The organism is Massilia sp. DJPM01, from assembly GCF_030348125.1.
In the GTDB taxonomy this organism is placed as follows: domain Bacteria; phylum Pseudomonadota; class Gammaproteobacteria; order Burkholderiales; family Burkholderiaceae_D; genus Telluria_A; species Telluria_A frigida.
On sequence record NZ_JAQOZV010000033.1, the window covers coordinates 1 to 15,859 of the forward strand.

Here is a 15,859-nt window from a genome sequence, read left to right on the forward strand (position 1 = left end):
ATAATCGGTTAGCATTTGCTTGAGAAGGCTCAGGTCGGGCTTCCTTCTACCCCTGATTCAGTCTGGCCGATTCCCTTCTCACCTTTCAAAAACGGATCATGGCGCATGCCTGCATCCGTTTTTTTGCTTTGGGGACCCACTATGTCTGTCGATTTTAAAGAAACCCGGGCGCTGCTGCTGCGCCGCCATGCCGCTGTATTCGCCCCGGACGGGACCGCCCAGCAGCCCGACGCCTGCATGCAGCTGTTCGATATCGACCTGGCCAAGCTCGGCTACGCGCTATCGCAGCGCCTGCGCGCGCGCCTGCAAACGCTCGACTCTGCTTTACTGAGCGCCATGCAAGAGCACATCTGGGAGACACTGGCGGCGCAGCTCGGCGGCAATCGCCAGCACACGCCGCTGTTCCGGCGCTTCCCCAACAATATCCCGTCCAACACCGAGGCGCTGTGGATGGACCGGGTTTTGACCCACTTCATGCAGGCACCCGACCAGCCCTGCCTGCACTGCGCCCGCACTGGCACCACCCATGTGCTCAAGCCGTGCCGGCACGTCGTGTGCGATGTCTGCTTCGACGGCAGCAATTACAGCGCCTGCCCGATCTGCAAGCGCCACGCCGACCGCGACTCGCCGTTCTTCCTGCCCGACCCGGGGTATAAGCAAAAGGCGGCGGCACACGCGCCGCTCAAGCTGTTCGACCTCGGCGCCAGCATGGACGACGCGGCGCAGGTGCTGGTACGCGCCCTGTGCGCGCGCAAGCAAGCCATGTCGCCGGTCGACACGGACGACTTCAAGACGCTCGCTGGCGAGTACCGCCTGCGCCTGCTGGCCTGGATTCCCGAACAGATCCCGGTGCGCGAAAATATCGCGCTGCTGTTCGGCACCCTGCTCAAGCACTGCGAGCCGGCCGCCGTGCTGGCCGCCGCCGCTGCGCATATCGGCACCGCGACCGACGTCATTCGCCTCGTCGCCGTCTACTCCGGCGCCGACCCGTCGCTGCAAGGACAAGTCGTGTATCGCCAGGTGCCGATCGCGAAGGCGCGTGGCATGGCGCGATTCAAGACCTTGTTCACGCCGGGATCGTACTGGAACAAGCAAGCGAGCCTGCCGCTTCCCGTGACCATCAAGCGCTTCAAGATGGCCAAACTGGGGCGCCCGCTGCGCCGTGCGCTGCTCGCCCTGCTGGAGAGTTTTCATCCCGACTCGCTGACCGAAGACATGCTGCGCCACCGCGCGTACTGGGTCTGGCTGGGCGAATTCCTGCATCCGCACGAATATCACAAGCGCTATCCGAAGGTGGCGTTTGCGTTCGGCGTGGTGCGCAAGAAGGGCCCGGACGGCACCCCGGGACCGCAGTTCGAGACCTTTTACGCGGGGCTGGAAAAGGCCGTCATGCGCAAGGATGCCGTCGCCATGGTCGCGCTGCTGCGCCAGCGGCCGGGAGAACTGGCACGCCGCTTCGACCACGCCCTGCGCGTGGCAGACGGCGACAGCGCCGCCAGCAGCGCGGTGCTGGCGGCGTTTACAAGCTGCGCGCCGCAGTTTGCCACCCCGGTACTGCTGACCTTGCTCGCCCTGCTGCCAACCCGCCTGCACGCGGGAGAGACGCGCATCTACTGGCCCAAAGGGTCCGTGGCGACCGGATTCATGGCGCCCGACCAGCGCCCCCCCTGCCGCGGCAGACGGTGGACCAGGCAGTGGCCTTGGTCGAGCGCGAGCTGCTGGCGCGCTTTTCAAGCAAGCCGCCCGTGGGCGAGTGCTTGATCGATGCCGCGCTGGCCGACATCATGCTGCCGTTCAACGAACGCACCGCAAGCCGCTCGGCCATCCAGCTGCCGCGCGGCTCGGTGCTGCCGGTCCCGCCGGGCAAAAAGGCGCGCCTGTTCCTGCACTGGTGCCAGCCGGAGAACGGCGGGCGCAGCGACCTGGATCTCTCGGTCGCGTTCTACGACGAACAGTGGCACTTCCGGGGAGTCTGCTCCTACTATCAGCTGACGTGCAAGGGAAGCGATGGCAGCATCATCGCCACCAGTGCGGGCGACCTGACGGACGCGCCCTTCCCCGACGGCGCCAGCGAATTCATCGACCTGGACTGCGACCTGGCGCGCCAGAACGGCGTGCGCTATGCGGTCGCGGTGCTGAACAATTACTCGGGGATGCCTTTCGAAGACCTGGAACATGCGTTCGCCGGCCTGATGTTCCGCGACGACGTGCAAGGCGCCCACTTCGATCCGCGCACGGTGGCGCTGCGCTTCGACCTGGCCGGAACCAACGGCGTATTCCTGCCGATGGTGTTCGACCTTCAGGAAAACCAGCTGCACTGGCTGGACCTGTACGCACCGGGCGGATTTGAATTCAATAACGTGGAAACGTCGACTGCGACGATCAGTGCCGTTTGCCCGGCCATGATTGCCTACTTCGCCAGCAGCATCCGCATGTCGATGTACCATCTGGCCTTGCTGCATGGGGCGGCGCGGGCGCAACGGGTGATCTTGCGAGGTGATGGCACGCTGCGAGCACTGTCGCGCCACGAGGGCGAAGATAACGCCAGCTTCCTGGCCCGTCTGCGCAGGTGGAATCCGCAGGATGTCGACAATGCGCCCGTCATGCACGAAGCGCCGCTGTTCGCGGCCTTGCTCGACGCCGATATCGCGCTGCCGGAGAACAGCATCGTGTATGCGCTGCGGCCCGGCGTGAGCGCGGCGACCATCGCCGCCAGCGACCTGATTTCGTAACCCTGGCGGCGCCGGGTCAGAAGCGCTCGTAGTCGTGCAGATAGCGCCACTGCCCTGGCGGCAGGCTGGCCATCGGCACGCGGCCGATGCGCAGGCGCTTGATGCTGACGATGCTCAGGCCCACCAGGCGGCACATGTGCATCAGCTGGCCGGGCTTGACGCCCTTGAGCGCAAAGCGCAGCCGCGTTTCGTTCTGCCAGCTCACCTTCATCGGCGCGATTTCCTTGCCGTTGAAGGTCAGGCCGTGATTGAGCAGCGCCAGGCCGCCTTCGCGGATCGTGCCTTTGACTTCCACCACGAACTCCTGCTCGACGCGCGCGCCTTCGTCGACCAGCTTGCGCGCCACGCGGAAGTCCTGGGTGAACACTACCAGGCCGCTGGCCTTGGCCTCTAACGGCGATGTCAACGTCAGATTGGCCAGGTGGCGCTTGAGAAAGCGCTGCTTGCCATGTTCCGCCAGCAGCAGGTTCTCTTGCGTGAGCAGGTTCAGGGCCGGTTCGGCATCGGCGTCCGCACCGGCGCTGTAGCCGGCCGGCTTGTGGAACAGGATGGTGACGGGCGTCAGTTCGACCAGTGTGGCCTCGGGATGGATGACGACGTCCTGCTCGTCGGCCACGCGGGCGCCGGCTTCCTCGACGACGACGCCGTCAACGCTGATCCATCCTCCCGCGATGTACTTGTCGGCTTCCGCGCGCGAGCACGGCATCATTTCGGAGACGCGCTTGGCGAGGCGGATGGTGGAATCGTTCATGAAGCTTGGTGCCAGTCTTTAAAAAATGCGGTGAATACGGCGACGACACGTTCGACGTCGGCCGCGTTGATGTTGAGATGGGTGACCAGGCGCGTGTGCTGGCCCACCGTGGCGCGGATATGCTCGCGCGCGAGCGTGGCGCGCAGGGCGTCGCAGGCGCCAGGGGGCACCTCGATGTAGAAAATATTGGTCTGCGGCGTGGCGACCTTGAGCTGGGCGATCTGCGCCAGTCCGCGCGACAGCTTGGCCGCGTTGCTGTGGTCCTCCGCCAGGCGCTGCACATTGTGTTCGAGCGCGTACAAGCCCGCCGCCGCGATCATGCCGGCCTGGCGCATGCCGCCGCCGAGCATCTTGCGCCAGCGCTTTCCCTGTTCGATGAAGGCCTTGTTCCCCAACAGGACCGAGCCGACCGGCGCGCCCAGGCCCTTGGACAGGCACACCGAGACGCTGTCGAAACCGGCGCAGGCGGCGCGCAGGCTGATGCCCTGCTTGACGGCGGCGTTGCAGATACGCGCGCCGTCGAGGTGCGTGACCAGGCCGCGCGCATGCGCAAGCGTGGTGGCGGCCGCCATGTAGTCGGCGCCGAGCACGCGCCCGCCGATGGTGTTTTCCAGCGCCAGCACGCGGGTGCGGGCGAAGTGCATGTCGTCCGGCTTGATGTAGGCCTCGATGTCGGCCAGTGCGATGCTGCCATCGGGCTGGTTGGTGATCGGCTGCGGCTGGATGCTGCCCAGTACCGCGGCGCCCCCGCCTTCGTATTTATAGGTGTGCGCCTCCTGGCCGACCAGATATTCGTCGCCGCGCGCGCAGTGCAGCAGCAGCGCAATCAGGTTGCTCTGCGTCCCCGACGGCGCATACAGGCCGGCCTCGTAGCCGAACATCTCGGCGGCCGTGTCCTGCAGGCGGTTGACAGTGGGGTCGTCGCCGTACACGTCGTCGCCCACGGGCGCGCTGTGCATGGCGTCGCGCATCGCCTCGCCCGGTTGGGTGACGGTGTCGCTGCGCAGGTCAATCCAGGAGAGGGCGTCGTGGCTCATGTCGTCGATTCGGCTTCCGCTAAATGTTGAGTGTAGAAACGCTCGCCCATTTCTTCCAGGCCGAGCGTGGCGAGCACTTCCTGCAAGCGGTCGGTCGGACGCTTGCGCGGCAGGTTCTTGTAGCTGGCGATGATCAGTTCATTTTTCATCGAGTGCTCCCAGCCCACCAGCTCCGTCACGTTGACCTGGTAGCCGTGCGCTTCAAGCTGCAGGCAGCGCAGCACGTTGGTGACCTGGCTGCCGAATTCGCGCGTGTGCAGCGGGTGGCGCCAGATTTCGGTCAGCGCGCTCTTGCCCAGGTCCTTGCCCTTGTTCTTCTTGAGGACCGTGGCCACTTCGGCCTGGCAGCAAGGCACCAGCACCATGAACTTGGCGCGCTTCTTGAGCGCGAAATCGATGGCGTCGTCGGTGGCGGTGTTGCAGGCGTGGAGCGCGGTGACGATATCGATTTGGTCCGGCAGCTTGTCGGAGCGGGTCGATTCGGCCACCGACAGGTTCAGGAACGACATGCCGGGAAAGCCCAGCTTGTGCGCCAGCGCGGTCGACTTTTGCACCAGTTCTTCGCGCGTTTCGATGCCGTAGATGCGCGAACCGTCGTCCAGGCCCTTGAAGAACAGGTCGTACAGGATAAAGCCGAGGTAAGACTTGCCGGCGCCATGGTCGACCAGCGAAATGGCGGCGTGGTCCTGCTGGATTTCCTTGAGCAGCGGCTCGATGAACTGGTACAGGTGATACACCTGCTTGAGTTTGCGGCGGCTGTCCTGATTGAGTTTGCCGTCGCGCGTGAGGATGTGCAGCTCCTGCAGCAGCGCGATCGACTGGCCCGGACGGATTTCGGGCGCCAGCGTTTCAGCCGGCTTGGCCTTGTCGGCGGTGGTATCAGCGCGCTTCATCGATCCACGCCGCCTGAATCGCTTCCAGTACCTTCTCGCCGCCGCGGGTGCGGTCGTCGTCGAAGCCGTCGAGTTCAATGACCCAGTTGTGCAGGTCGACGAAACGCAGCGTGGCCGGTTCGACCTCGGGGTGTTTGTCGAACAGCGCCTCGGCGATGGCCGTGATGTCGCTCCATTTCATGGCGCTCTCCTGATCAATGGTTCTTTTCGGCCGCATGATTGATCGTGTACTTCGGAATCTCGACCACCAGGTCTTCGGTTCCCACGATCGCCTGGCACGACAGGCGCGAGACCGGTTCAAGGCCCCAGGCGCGGTCGAGCAGGTCTTCTTCTTTTTCTTCCGGCTCGTTGAGCGAGGCGTAGCCTTCGCGCACCAGCACGTGGCAGGTGGTGCAGGCGCAGACGCGGTCGCAGGCGTGCTCGATTTCGATATCGTTTTCGAGCATGACGTCGCACACCGACTTGCCGGCGGGCGCCTCGATGACGGCGCCTTCAGGGCAGAACACGGGATGGGGAAGGAATACGATTTGTGGCACGGTGATTGTCCTGGTAGTGTTTCTTAAATTTCGTCGAGCGTTTTGCCGGCCAGCGCCGAGCGCACGCTCTGGTCCATGCGGCGCGACGCGAATTCTTCGGTGCCGTGGGCAAGCGCATCGACGGCGGCGTGCAATGCTGCCTGCTTCGGTGCGGGCTCGCCTTCTTCCACGTTCGATGCCGCCAGCGCGGCGCGTACGCCGCCCATCAGCGCATCGACCGCGGCGCGTTCCTCGCTTGAGAGCAGGCGGGCGTCGCCATCGAGCGCAGATTGCGTGGCCAGCAGGATGCGCTCGGCCTCGACCTGTTCTTCGCGCAGTGCGCGCCGCACCATGTCGACGTCGGCCGAGGTGTAGGAATCCTGCAGCATGCGCGCCACTTCATCGTCGGCCAGGCCGTAGGATGGCTTGACGGTGATCGACGCTTCGACTCCGGAACGCGTTTCGCGCGCCGACACCGACAGCAAGCCATCGGCGTCGACCTGGTAGGTGATGCGGATGCGGGCGGCGCCCGCCACCATCGGCGGAATGCCGCGCAGCTCGAAGCGCGCCAGCGAACGGCAGTCCGATACCAGTTCGCGCTCGCCCTGCAGCACGTGCACCGCCAGCGCGGTCTGGCCATCCTTGAAGGTGGTGAATTCCTGCGCGCGGGCGCATGGAATGGTCGAATTGCGCGGGATGATTTTTTCGACCAGGCCGCCCATGGTTTCGATACCGAGCGAGAGCGGGATCACGTCGAGCAGCAGCCAGTCGTCGCCGGCGGCACGGTTACCGGCCAGCAGATTGGCCTGGATGGCGGCGCCCAGCGCCACCACTTTGTCCGGATCGATGTTCGCGTGCGGGATGGTCTTGAAAAATTCGGTGACCGCGCGCCGCACATGCGGCATGCGGGTGGCGCCGCCGACCATCACCACACCGTCGACATCATCGACCGACACCGAGGCGTCGCGCATGGCTTTTTTGATCGCGGTCATGGTCTTGTTGACCAGGTGCCTGGTGATGTCGGCAAAGACTTCGGCGCTGATTTTCACGTGCACGATCTCGCCCGAGTTCAGCATGGCGTCGATGGTGGTGTCGGCGTTGGTCGAGAGCAGTTCCTTGGCCTGGCGCGCCTTGACCATCAGGATCGCGGTGTCTTCGTCGGACAAGGGGGCCAGCTTGGCCTGCTCGCACACCCAGCAGAACAGGCGGTGGTCGAAGTCGTCGCCGCCGAGCGCGGAATCGCCGCCCGTGGACAGCACCTCGAACACGCCCTTGGACAATTTGAGGATGGAGATGTCGAAGGTGCCGCCGCCAAGGTCGTAGACGGCGAACACGCCTTCGGAACCGTGATCGAGACCGTAGGCGATGGCCGCGGCAGTCGGCTCGCTCAAGAGGCGCAACACGTTCAGGCCGGCCAGCTGGGCCGCATCCTTGGTGGCCTGGCGCTGGGCATCGTCGAAGTAGGCGGGCACGGTGATGACGGCGCCGACCAGCTCGTCGCCGAGCGAGTCTTCGGCGCGCTGGCGCAGCGTGGCCAGGATCTGGGCCGAGATTTCAACCGGGCTTTTGATGCCGGCCACGGTTTTCAGCTGCACCATGCCGGGCGAGTCCTGGAAATCGTAGGGCAGGTTTTCAGCGTAGGCGATGTCGGCCAGGCCGCGTCCCATGAAGCGCTTGACCGAGACGATGGTGTTCTTCGGATCGGTGGTCTGGTGGGCCTGGGCCTTGTAGCCGATGTTGGCGTGGCCGTTCGGCAGGTAGCGCACGATGGACGGCAGCAGCGGCCGGCCCTCTTCGTCGCTCAACACTTCGGGACTGCCGCTGCGCACGGTGGCGACCAGCGAATTGGTGGTGCCCAGGTCGATGCCGATGGCCAGCCGATGCTGGTGCGGCGCGGTCGACATGCCGGGTTCTGAAATTTGCAAAAGTGCCATGTAATTACCGATTTCTTTTTATATGCTGCGAATGACTTCGTCGTTCCTGCGGGCGGGAATGACGTGGCACGCGCGGGAACGACGGGGTACGCGCGGGACGGGAAGAACATCAACACGCATGGCGCAAGCGTCCAGCAGCGTGCCTACTGCTCCAACGCGTCGAAGGCGAAGCTAAGTTCTTCACCGAATTTTTCCAAAAACATCAGCGCCCTCACCCCTTGCGCGGCTTGCTCGTAATCGCCCGCATCAAGCTGCGCGCCGATCTGCACCAGGCGCGAGGTGCGTTCCTGCCTGACCTGCTCGTCGAGCGCTTCCAGCGCCTCCAGATCCTTGGCCGCGCGCGCGTCGCCGAGCGCTTCGCGCCACGCCATCTGCTGCATCAGGAATGCCATCGGCATGGCCGTGTTGGACTCGGTCTGCAAGTCGACGCCATTCTGCTCGCACAAATACTGCGCGCGCTTCTGCGGGTTTTTCAGGGTCTGGTAGGCTTCGTTGGCGCGCGTCGCCCATTGCATGGCGACCCGTTTTTCGGCATCGGTGGCGTTGACGAAGCGGTCGGGATGCACCTGCCCCTGGACGTCGCGGTAAGCGGCATCGAGGGCGCCCGTGTCGAGCGAGAAACGGGGCGGCAGGTTGAAGAGATCGAAGTGATTCTGCATGGATGCGGCTATCCGACCGAGGTCAGATGCGGAAGCTTTCGCCGCAACCGCACTCGTCCTTGACGTGCGGATTGTTGAAGCGGAAGCCTTCGTTCAAGCCCTCGCGCGTGAAGTCGAGCTCGGTGCCATCGATGTACGGCAGGCTTTTCGGGTCGACAAAGACCTTCACGCCGTGCGACTCGAAGACATTGTCTTCGGCCGCCGCTTCATCGACATATTCGAGCTTGTAGGCCAGGCCCGAGCAGCCCGTGGTGCGCACGCCAAAACGCAAACCGACACCCTTGCCGCGACGTTCGATGAAGCGGTTGATGTGCTTGGCTGCTTTTTCGGTCAGTGTGATTGCCATGTTTCCCTCCGCGTGTTACTGCGTGTTAAGCGACAGCCGGATGCTTGGTCTTGTAGTCCAACACGGCCGCCTTGATCGCGTCTTCCGCCAGGATCGAGCAGTGAATCTTGACCGGCGGCAGTGCCAGTTCTTCGGCGATCTGGGTGTTCTTGATCGACAGCGCCTGGTCCAGCGTCTTGCCCTTGACCCATTCGGTCACCAGCGACGACGAGGCAATCGCCGAGCCGCAGCCGTAGGTCTTGAACTTCGCATCTTCGATCAGGCCATCGGCGCCAACCTTGATCTGCAGCTTCATCACGTCGCCGCAGGCCGGCGCGCCGACCATGCCGGTGCCGATGGTTTCGTCGCCCTTGTCGAAGGCGCCGACGTTACGTGGATTTTCGTAGTGGTCCAACACTTTGTCCGAGTATGCCATGGTAAAACTCCTGAATATTCAATACGGTTAGTGGGCTGCCCATTGGATCGAACTGATGTCGATGCCTTCTTTGAACATGTCCCACAGCGGCGACAGTTCGCGCAGCTTGTGGACTTTCGACTTGAGCAGGTCCACTGCGAAGTCGATGTCGGCTTCGGTCGAAAAACGGCCGATGGTAAAGCGGATCGAGCTGTGCGCCAGCTCATCGCTGCGGCCCAGGGCGCGCAGCACATACGATGGCTCCAGGCTGGCCGAAGTACAGGCCGAACCGGACGACACGGCGATATCCTTGATCGCCATGATCAGCGACTCGCCTTCGACGTAGTTGAAGCTCACGTTCAGGTTGTGCGGCACGCGGTGTTCCATGTCGCCATTGATATAGACTTCCTCGATCTCTTGCAGGCCCTTGGCCAGACGGTCGCGCAGCGCGGTGATGCGCGTGATTTCGCTGTCCATCTCTTCCTTGGCGATGCGGAAAGCCTCGCCCATGCCGACGATCTGGTGGGTTGGCAGGGTGCCCGAGCGCAAGCCGCGCTCGTGACCGCCGCCGTGCATCTGCGCTTCGAGGCGCACGCGCGGCTTGCGGCGCACATACAGGGCGCCGATGCCTTTCGGGCCGTAGGTCTTGTGCGCGGTGAAGGTCATCAGGTCGACCTTGCTGTTGGCCAGGTCGATATGCACCTTGCCGGTCGCTTGCGCAGCGTCGCAATGGAAAATGATGCCTTTCGAGCGGCACAGCGCGGCCAATTCTTCGATCGGCTGGATCACGCCGATTTCGTTGTTGACCAGCATGACCGACACCAGAATCGTGTCCGGGCGAATCGCCGCTTCGAGCTGGGCGACCGTGATCAGGCCGTTATCTTGCGGTTCGAGGTAGGTGGCGTCGAAACCGACGCGTTCGAGTTCGCGCACGGTGTCGAGCACGGCTTTATGCTCGGTCTTGACGGTGATGATGTGCTTGCCGCGGGTCTTGTAGAACTGGGCAGCGCCCTTGAGCGCGAGGTTGTTGCTTTCGGTCGCGCCGGAAGTCCAGATGATCTCGCGCGGATCGGCGCCGACCAGGGCGGCCACGTGGACGCGCGCTTCCTCGACTGCCGCTTCGGCGGTCCAGCCGTACATATGGCTGCGCGATGCCGGATTGCCGAACTGCTCGCGCAGGTAAGGAATCATTTTGTCCGCCACACGCGGATCGATCGGCGTCGTCGCCGAGTAATCCATGTAGATCGGGAAATGCGGGGCAGTCACGAAAGTCTGCTCGAGGTTTTTGTCCAAAGGCGCGTTCATCAAATCACTCCAATATGCTTCAATTTTGTCCGACGGCGGCGTGCGGGCGGTGTACGTGCACGACGTTTTGTTCAGAATTCTTTTGCTTTTGCTGGTCGACCAGATCTTGCAGCGAGACCGAATCGAGATAGTCGACCATCTTTTCGTTCAGCGTGGCCCACAGTTCATGCGTCATGCAGCGGGTACCGGTGGCCGCATCGGCGCCGTGGCAATTTTCCTTGCCGCCGCACTGGGTCGCGTCGAGCGGTTCATCGACGGCGATGATGATGTCGGCCACGGTGACCTTGTCGGCGCGGCGCGCCAGACTGTAGCCGCCGCCGGGGCCGCGGATCGACTCGACGATTTCATGGCGGCGCAGCTTGCCGAACAGTTGCTCCAGGTACGAGAGCGAAATGGCCTGGCGCTGGCTGATGCCCGACAGCGTGACAGGGCCCTTGCCCTGTCGCAGGGCAAGATCGATCATCGCAGTTACAGCAAAACGGCCTTTTGTGGTCAGACGCATCACAATCCCGGTCACAGTGGTAAAATATTGCCTCAATTCAATTAATAAGGTCGATGCATCGTGCCATCAAAGACCGTATTAGTTGATCGAATTAGTCAAGTATATCAAATACGGGGCATCTTGTCTTGGGAGCCCCTGTTTTCCCCCAGGGCTGCCAGGCCCGACTTCAGGGCACGAGCCCGGCATTGCACCGGGCTGCGGCAGCAGCCGCTCATCCGGCATGCATGGAACGGTACCGCCAAGATAGTCGGGCTGCCGGCCCTTGCCGCATGATGCGCCCCCTGACCGACAATGCGCAGGCGCACATCCATGTTCGAGAGCGCCTGCGCTCCGGCGGCTGTTGCCATCGGCTCATCATCCTGGGCGGCGCTGGCAAGCCGGCATTGTAGATACTCAACAGACCAGGCGCGAGTCATACCCTGACCATGCCGGACATCCATTTTTCGCGGGCTTGATCAAGCCCGGCCGGTCAAAGTCCAGCGGCGCGCAGCAAGTGCATTGGCCCGAACAGGGCTTGCATGCCAGCATGCTGGATAAACGACAAATTATACGGATGCTCGGAGCTCAGCTGCGGCAAACTCTTAGCTTCCGGCAATTTCTGTAATTGTTCCGCAATTTTCCCCCACAGCACCAGCGTGGGAGCCTGTTGCCGGGCAGCCAGCGCGGCCATCACCGTTTGCAGGAATGGCAGCCAGGCACGCGCATCGATCACGGGCGCCACATGGGAACGGAACACCAGCGAGGCGTTGAGCAGCAGAAACCCTTGCTGCGTCAGGTTGTGCTGCAACTCGGCCAGGGTCTGGATGCTGCCATTGCTCGCCGCGGCGGCCGCTACCGGCGCCAAGGCCGTGCCGCCGGTATCGCCGGCTTGCAACTGCCCATCGGCCACCAGCAGCATTTTCATGAAGTTGCGCAGCGAGGTCGCCTTGTTGACCGGCTTGGACAGCCCGCTCTCGCACCACAGCTTGCCCACAGCCCCATCCATGAAGCAGACGCCGGTGGCACTCTCGGCGCGCGGATACGGCCCCTCGCCCACCAGCACATAGCGCACCTGGTCGAGCGGCAAGGCAAAGGCGGCGAACAGGCGCTGTTCGGTGGGCAGGTAGTTATCGGCGGCCAGGGTCGGCAGGTAGAGGGGCTCGGCGCGCATGACCGCGTCCAGTCCCTGGCGCAGGATCGGCTGCCAGGACGGGTCGGCACGCGAGACGGCGTCGACAATGGCGGGAGGAATGGGTTGGACGGACATCGGGACCTGCCGGTAAAAAAGGGAGGATTGTAGCCGACCGGGCTTGCCGCCAGCACGCCGGATGATGCAATTTCAACCACGCGGCGCTTTTTTTGGAATCCGTGCATGATGCTGCCAACCCGATTGGGATGACGTAGCAACAACTAACCTGTTCAGCTTTGGAGACTTATATGCAAACCATTCAAAATGTCATGACCCGCGACGTGCAACGTGTTTCGCCGGAAGACAGCGTTCACCGCGCCGCGCAGATCATGAAAGAATTCAATATCGGCTCCGTTCCTGTCATTGACGGCGAGAAGCTGGTCGGCATGATCACCGACCGCGACATCACCGTGCGCTCCACCGCTGCCGGCAAGGCCCCGGAAAGCCACCGCGTCGGCGACGTGATGAGCACCGAAGTGCGCACCTGCTTCGCGACCCAGTCGGTCGATGAAGTCCTGACCCAGATGGGCGACGTGCAGATCCGCCGCGTGCCGGTTGTTGACCAGCAATCGCACTCGCTGGTCGGCATTGTGTCGCTGGGCGACATGGCGACCAAGCAAACCACCGGCGTCGGCGAGGCCTTGCAAGAGATTTCGTCGCCAACCGATGGTGCGGCAAAAGCGAACTAAGTACAGCAGACGATCACCTCAGGCGGGGCCATGTGCCTCGCCGGCAAACAGGCAGGGCCATGTGCCTCGCCGGCAAACATGCGGGGCCACGCCGGCCAGGCTGGCCCCGCAGCAAAGCCAGCCCTCCCCACCGCTGCGAAACCATTGCAGAACATCAAGCCGCACTGCGCCCCATCGCTTCGAGCGCGCCAACCCATTTGTCCACCGCCTGCCGTTCCGGATCGCCGACCATGCCGATCAGGGTATCGCGCACCGGCGCCACGCCAACAAACCCCAATATATTGCGCTTGAGCGACTTGACGCTGTGGGCCCGGAAATACCAGCGATACAGCAGCGCCGGCATGCCCATCGTGACCACCACGCGCGCCGAGCGCCCGGACAAGCCCTTCTTGGCCAGCGGATGCATGCAGTCGCCCGGAAAGGCAAAACCCGGCCGCGCCACCTGCTCCAGAAAGCCTTTTAGCAGGGCCGGCATGTCTCCCAGCCAGAGCGGGAAGAAAAACACCATGTGCTGGGCCCAGCGGATATCTTCTTGCGCCTGCTGCAAGCCGGGCGGCAAGGGCCCATGCTCCCACTCGTCCTGTCTGCGCAGGATAGGAAAGTCGAGCGCGGCGACCTGCGTTTGCCGCACCTCGTGCCCCGCTTTGGCCGCCCCAGCGCCGTAGGCAGCCGCGAGCGCGTGACACAAATGCCCCTGCGCCGCATCGGGATGACCCTGGATTAACAGAATGCGCTTATGCATGGCATGCCTTCCGACAGAATCGCATTGTCATACGCCCCCCTCAGCACGGCGAGCGCACATGGCTTACCTGTATATATGACAGGCCAGCGCCGGCTTGGTTCCCCATGTTGATATGGTATTGCGCATGGGTCTGCTCCTGTTTTGTGCGAACCAGGGCAGCTATGCTCAGGGGAATCAGGGCCTGCGCCCTGCCGGACTGATCGAAAGAGGAACAGCATGTCTGACAAGAATCACAAGAATCTTACTCAAGGCACTGAACGGTCGTTTTTTTCGACCCTGGCGGCGATCGCCTGGTCGTTCGTCGGCCTGCGCCGCAAATCCGACTTCGAGCGCGACGTCACGGCCCTCAATCCCGTGTACGTGATCATGGCCGGGCTGATCGGCGTGGCGCTGCTGATCGCCACCCTGCTCGGCGTGGTGGCGTTCGCTACCCGCTAAGGACCTGCCCTGCTCGGCGTGGTGGCGTTCGCGATCCGCTAAGGACCCGCTCCATCAAGGAGCAGGCCCAGGGCAGGCGCTTATTCGGCGTCGGGCTGGCGCGATGGATGCGCCTCGGCAAAAGCCGGCAGCGCGGCGCACACGGCGTCGATGCGGGCAATGGTTGGATACGGCGCCAGGTCCACGTGAAAGCGGCGCGCATTGAATACCTGCGGCACCAGGCAGCAATCCGCCATGGTCGGCATGTCGCCGTGGCAAAAACGGCCAGTGTCACGCGAATGCGCCAGGTGCGCTTCCAGGGCGGCCATTCCTTCGCGCAGCCAGTGCACATACCAATCGGTTTTGGCTTCTTCCGACAAACCGACCTCATTCACCAGATGGCGCAGCACGCGCAGATTGGTCAGCGGATGGGTATCGCAGGCCACCATCAGCGCCAGCGAGCGCACCCGCGCCCGCCCGAGCGCGTCGCGCGGCAGCAAGGCCACCTGTGGATGCACCTCTTCCAGGTATTCCAGGATGGCCATCGACTGCGTCAGCGTGGCACCCTTGTCCTGCAGGCTGGGCACCAGGGCGCTGGGGTTGATCGCCAGATACTCGGGCGCCAGCTGCTCGCCGCCATTGCGCAGCAAATGCACGGGCACCGATTCGTAACCCACCCCTTTCAGGTTGAGCGCGATGCGCACCCGGTACGCGGCGGAACTACGGAAGTAGGTGTACAGCTTCATGGGCGGCGCTCCTCATAGACAGCCACGGTCTGGTCGATGGCGCCGAAGATGCTGGCCCCGGCGGCATCGAACATCTCGATGCGCACGCTGTCGCCGAATTTCAGGAAAGACGTTGTCGGCGCGCCATGCTCGATCGTTTCGTACATGCGCACTTCGGCCAGGCAGCAATAGCCGACGCCGCCGTTATCGATGCTCGACCCGTGCAAGTTACCCTGCTTGTTCGACACCGTGCCGGAACCGATGATGGTGCCCGCCGCCAGTTCGCGCGTTTTGGCCGCATGCGCGACCAGTTGCGCGAAGTTGAAGGTCATGTCATCGCCCGCGTTCGGCTTGCCGAACGGCCGCGCGTTGATCTGCACGTTCAGCGGCAGGCCCAGCTTGGTATCCTGCCATGCGTCACCCAGTTCGTCGGGCGTGACGCAGACCGGCGAAAACGCGCTGGCCGCCTTCGACTGGAAGAAACCGAAGCCCTTGAGCAGCTCGTTCGGAATCAGGTTGCGCAGCGAAACGTCGTTGACCAGCATGACCAGGCGCACGGCCGCGGCGCTGCGCTCGACACTGGCGCCCATCGGCACGTCGCCGGTGATGACCGCCACTTCCGCTTCGAGGTCGATGCCCCACTCTTCCGCCAGCGCGTAGATCGGGTCGCGCGGACCGATGAAGGAATCCGAGCCGCCCTGATACATCAGCGGATCGGTGTAGAACGATGCGGGAACCTCGGCGTTGCGTGCTTTTCGCACCAGTTCGACGTGGTTGATATAGGCCGAACCGTCGGCCCACTGATACGCGCGCGGCAACGGCGAATGACACAGTTCTTCGTCGAAGGGCTGCGCATCCCAGGTGCCATTCTCGTTCAGGGCGGTGTAGACGGCCTGCAAGCGTTCGACCACATCGTCCCAGTTGTCTAGCGCGAACTGCAAGGTCGCGGCAATCTTGGGAACCTTCTGGTAACGCGACAGGTCGCGGCTGACCACGACCAGCGAGCCGTCACGCCCGCCTGATTTCAATGTTGCAAGTTTCATGTGTGCC

General features: G+C 63.5%; 19 protein-coding genes. 4 read left to right on the forward strand and 15 right to left on the reverse strand.

The window, feature by feature from the left end:
• Nucleotides 1–141: 141 nt before the first annotated feature.
• Both PO883_RS20320 and PO883_RS20325 read left to right on the forward strand, forming a co-directional pair.
• A complete protein-coding gene (locus tag PO883_RS20320; RefSeq protein ID WP_289311360.1) occupies nt 142–1,761 on the forward strand; it encodes an RING finger family 4 domain-containing protein in 1,620 nt (539 codons plus the stop codon).
• Entirely contained in the window at nt 1,701–2,732 is a 1,032-nt protein-coding gene (locus PO883_RS20325) for a hypothetical protein (protein WP_289311361.1), read from the forward strand. The genes PO883_RS20320 and PO883_RS20325 overlap by 61 nt, the downstream gene beginning before the upstream one ends.
• A 16-nt stretch (nt 2,733–2,748) precedes the next feature.
• Here the strand turns inward: PO883_RS20325 and PO883_RS20330 are convergent, their stop codons facing one another.
• The 12 genes from PO883_RS20330 to PO883_RS20385 form a co-directional block, all read right to left on the reverse strand.
• Nucleotides 2,749–3,483 (reverse strand): rRNA pseudouridine synthase, encoded by a 735-nt coding sequence (locus PO883_RS20330; protein ID WP_289311362.1) that lies wholly within the window; start codon nt 3,481–3,483, stop codon nt 2,749–2,751.
• Nucleotides 3,480–4,520 (reverse strand): low-specificity L-threonine aldolase, encoded by a 1,041-nt coding sequence (gene ltaE, locus PO883_RS20335; RefSeq protein WP_289311363.1) that lies wholly within the window; start codon nt 4,518–4,520, stop codon nt 3,480–3,482. Before ltaE ends, PO883_RS20330 begins: the two co-directional genes overlap by 4 nt.
• Nucleotides 4,517–5,413, reverse strand: a complete 897-nt coding sequence (locus PO883_RS20340; RefSeq protein ID WP_289311364.1) for an SAM-dependent methyltransferase — start codon at nt 5,411–5,413, stop codon at nt 4,517–4,519. The genes ltaE and PO883_RS20340 overlap by 4 nt, the downstream gene beginning before the upstream one ends.
• A complete protein-coding gene (gene iscX, locus PO883_RS20345; RefSeq protein ID WP_289311365.1) occupies nt 5,400–5,594 on the reverse strand; it encodes a Fe-S cluster assembly protein IscX in 195 nt (64 codons plus the stop codon). Before iscX ends, PO883_RS20340 begins: the two co-directional genes overlap by 14 nt.
• A 13-nt stretch (nt 5,595–5,607) precedes the next feature.
• Entirely contained in the window at nt 5,608–5,949 is a 342-nt protein-coding gene (gene fdx, locus PO883_RS20350; protein WP_054263701.1) for an ISC system 2Fe-2S type ferredoxin, read from the reverse strand.
• Nucleotides 5,950–5,972: 23 nt separating this feature from the next.
• Complete coding sequence (gene hscA, locus PO883_RS20355; protein ID WP_289311366.1) at nt 5,973–7,862, reverse strand: Fe-S protein assembly chaperone HscA; 1,890 nt, start codon at nt 7,860–7,862, stop codon at nt 5,973–5,975.
• A gap of 143 nt (nt 7,863–8,005) precedes the next feature.
• Entirely contained in the window at nt 8,006–8,521 is a 516-nt protein-coding gene (gene hscB / locus PO883_RS20360; RefSeq protein ID WP_289311367.1) for a Fe-S protein assembly co-chaperone HscB, read from the reverse strand.
• A gap of 22 nt (nt 8,522–8,543) precedes the next feature.
• Entirely contained in the window at nt 8,544–8,867 is a 324-nt protein-coding gene (gene iscA, locus PO883_RS20365; RefSeq protein ID WP_166876663.1) for an iron-sulfur cluster assembly protein IscA, read from the reverse strand.
• Nucleotides 8,868–8,892: 25 nt separating this feature from the next.
• A complete protein-coding gene (gene iscU, locus PO883_RS20370) occupies nt 8,893–9,282 on the reverse strand; it encodes a Fe-S cluster assembly scaffold IscU (RefSeq protein ID WP_099876445.1) in 390 nt (129 codons plus the stop codon).
• Between the two features lie 27 nt (nt 9,283–9,309).
• The gene (locus tag PO883_RS20375; protein ID WP_289311368.1) at nt 9,310–10,566 is read right to left on the reverse strand and encodes an IscS subfamily cysteine desulfurase; all 1,257 of its coding nucleotides are present in this window, start codon (nt 10,564–10,566) and stop codon (nt 9,310–9,312) included.
• A gap of 19 nt (nt 10,567–10,585) precedes the next feature.
• The gene (iscR, locus tag PO883_RS20380) at nt 10,586–11,068 is read right to left on the reverse strand and encodes a Fe-S cluster assembly transcriptional regulator IscR (RefSeq protein ID WP_166876672.1); all 483 of its coding nucleotides are present in this window, start codon (nt 11,066–11,068) and stop codon (nt 10,586–10,588) included.
• Nucleotides 11,069–11,537: 469 nt separating this feature from the next.
• On the reverse strand, nt 11,538–12,314 hold the full coding sequence (locus PO883_RS20385) for a uracil-DNA glycosylase (protein WP_289311369.1): 777 nt from the start codon (nt 12,312–12,314) through the stop codon (nt 11,538–11,540).
• A 170-nt stretch (nt 12,315–12,484) separates the two neighbouring features.
• Between PO883_RS20385 and PO883_RS20390 the strand changes: the two genes are divergently transcribed.
• On the forward strand, nt 12,485–12,925 hold the full coding sequence (locus tag PO883_RS20390) for a CBS domain-containing protein (protein ID WP_289311370.1): 441 nt from the start codon (nt 12,485–12,487) through the stop codon (nt 12,923–12,925).
• A gap of 154 nt (nt 12,926–13,079) precedes the next feature.
• On the opposite strand, the gene PO883_RS20395 is transcribed toward PO883_RS20390, so the two are convergent.
• Nucleotides 13,080–13,667: an NAD(P)H-dependent oxidoreductase gene (locus tag PO883_RS20395; protein ID WP_289311371.1), complete on the reverse strand. Its 588-nt coding sequence runs from the start codon at nt 13,665–13,667 to the stop codon at nt 13,080–13,082.
• A 216-nt stretch (nt 13,668–13,883) separates the two neighbouring features.
• Between PO883_RS20395 and PO883_RS20400 the strand changes: the two genes are divergently transcribed.
• The gene (locus PO883_RS20400; protein WP_289311372.1) at nt 13,884–14,105 is read left to right on the forward strand and encodes a DUF2970 domain-containing protein; all 222 of its coding nucleotides are present in this window, start codon (nt 13,884–13,886) and stop codon (nt 14,103–14,105) included.
• Nucleotides 14,106–14,185: 80 nt separating this feature from the next.
• On the opposite strand, the gene maiA is transcribed toward PO883_RS20400, so the two are convergent.
• Together maiA and PO883_RS20410 are read right to left on the reverse strand one after the other, a co-directional pair.
• Nucleotides 14,186–14,830: a maleylacetoacetate isomerase gene (gene maiA, locus PO883_RS20405; protein ID WP_289311373.1), complete on the reverse strand. Its 645-nt coding sequence runs from the start codon at nt 14,828–14,830 to the stop codon at nt 14,186–14,188.
• On the reverse strand, nt 14,827–15,852 hold the full coding sequence (locus tag PO883_RS20410) for a fumarylacetoacetate hydrolase family protein (RefSeq protein WP_289311374.1): 1,026 nt from the start codon (nt 15,850–15,852) through the stop codon (nt 14,827–14,829). The genes maiA and PO883_RS20410 overlap by 4 nt, the downstream gene beginning before the upstream one ends.
• Nucleotides 15,853–15,859: the final 7 nt, after the last annotated feature.

What these genes read in the sequence shown, in the direction of transcription:
- PO883_RS20320 (WP_289311360.1), top strand. Translation starts at nt 142, where the DNA reads ATGTCTGTCGATTTTAAAGAAACCCGGGCGCTGCTGCTGCGCCGCCAT.
- PO883_RS20330 (WP_289311362.1), bottom strand. Translation starts at nt 3,483, where the DNA reads ATGAACGATTCCACCATCCGCCTCGCCAAGCGCGTCTCCGAAATGATG.
- ltaE (WP_289311363.1), bottom strand. Translation starts at nt 4,520, where the DNA reads ATGAGCCACGACGCCCTCTCCTGGATTGACCTGCGCAGCGACACCGTC.
- PO883_RS20340 (WP_289311364.1), bottom strand. Translation starts at nt 5,413, where the DNA reads ATGAAGCGCGCTGATACCACCGCCGACAAGGCCAAGCCGGCTGAAACG.
- iscX (WP_289311365.1), bottom strand. Translation starts at nt 5,594, where the DNA reads ATGAAATGGAGCGACATCACGGCCATCGCCGAGGCGCTGTTCGACAAA.
- hscA (WP_289311366.1), bottom strand. Translation starts at nt 7,862, where the DNA reads ATGGCACTTTTGCAAATTTCAGAACCCGGCATGTCGACCGCGCCGCAC.
- hscB (WP_289311367.1), bottom strand. Translation starts at nt 8,521, where the DNA reads ATGCAGAATCACTTCGATCTCTTCAACCTGCCGCCCCGTTTCTCGCTC.
- iscA (WP_166876663.1), bottom strand. Translation starts at nt 8,867, where the DNA reads ATGGCAATCACACTGACCGAAAAAGCAGCCAAGCACATCAACCGCTTC.
- iscU (WP_099876445.1), bottom strand. Translation starts at nt 9,282, where the DNA reads ATGGCATACTCGGACAAAGTGTTGGACCACTACGAAAATCCACGTAAC.
- PO883_RS20375 (WP_289311368.1), bottom strand. Translation starts at nt 10,566, where the DNA reads ATGAACGCGCCTTTGGACAAAAACCTCGAGCAGACTTTCGTGACTGCC.
- iscR (WP_166876672.1), bottom strand. Translation starts at nt 11,068, where the DNA reads ATGCGTCTGACCACAAAAGGCCGTTTTGCTGTAACTGCGATGATCGAT.
- PO883_RS20385 (WP_289311369.1), bottom strand. Translation starts at nt 12,314, where the DNA reads ATGTCCGTCCAACCCATTCCTCCCGCCATTGTCGACGCCGTCTCGCGT.
- PO883_RS20390 (WP_289311370.1), top strand. Translation starts at nt 12,485, where the DNA reads ATGCAAACCATTCAAAATGTCATGACCCGCGACGTGCAACGTGTTTCG.
- PO883_RS20395 (WP_289311371.1), bottom strand. Translation starts at nt 13,667, where the DNA reads ATGCATAAGCGCATTCTGTTAATCCAGGGTCATCCCGATGCGGCGCAG.
- PO883_RS20400 (WP_289311372.1), top strand. Translation starts at nt 13,884, where the DNA reads ATGTCTGACAAGAATCACAAGAATCTTACTCAAGGCACTGAACGGTCG.
- maiA (WP_289311373.1), bottom strand. Translation starts at nt 14,830, where the DNA reads ATGAAGCTGTACACCTACTTCCGTAGTTCCGCCGCGTACCGGGTGCGC.
- PO883_RS20410 (WP_289311374.1), bottom strand. Translation starts at nt 15,852, where the DNA reads ATGAAACTTGCAACATTGAAATCAGGCGGGCGTGACGGCTCGCTGGTC.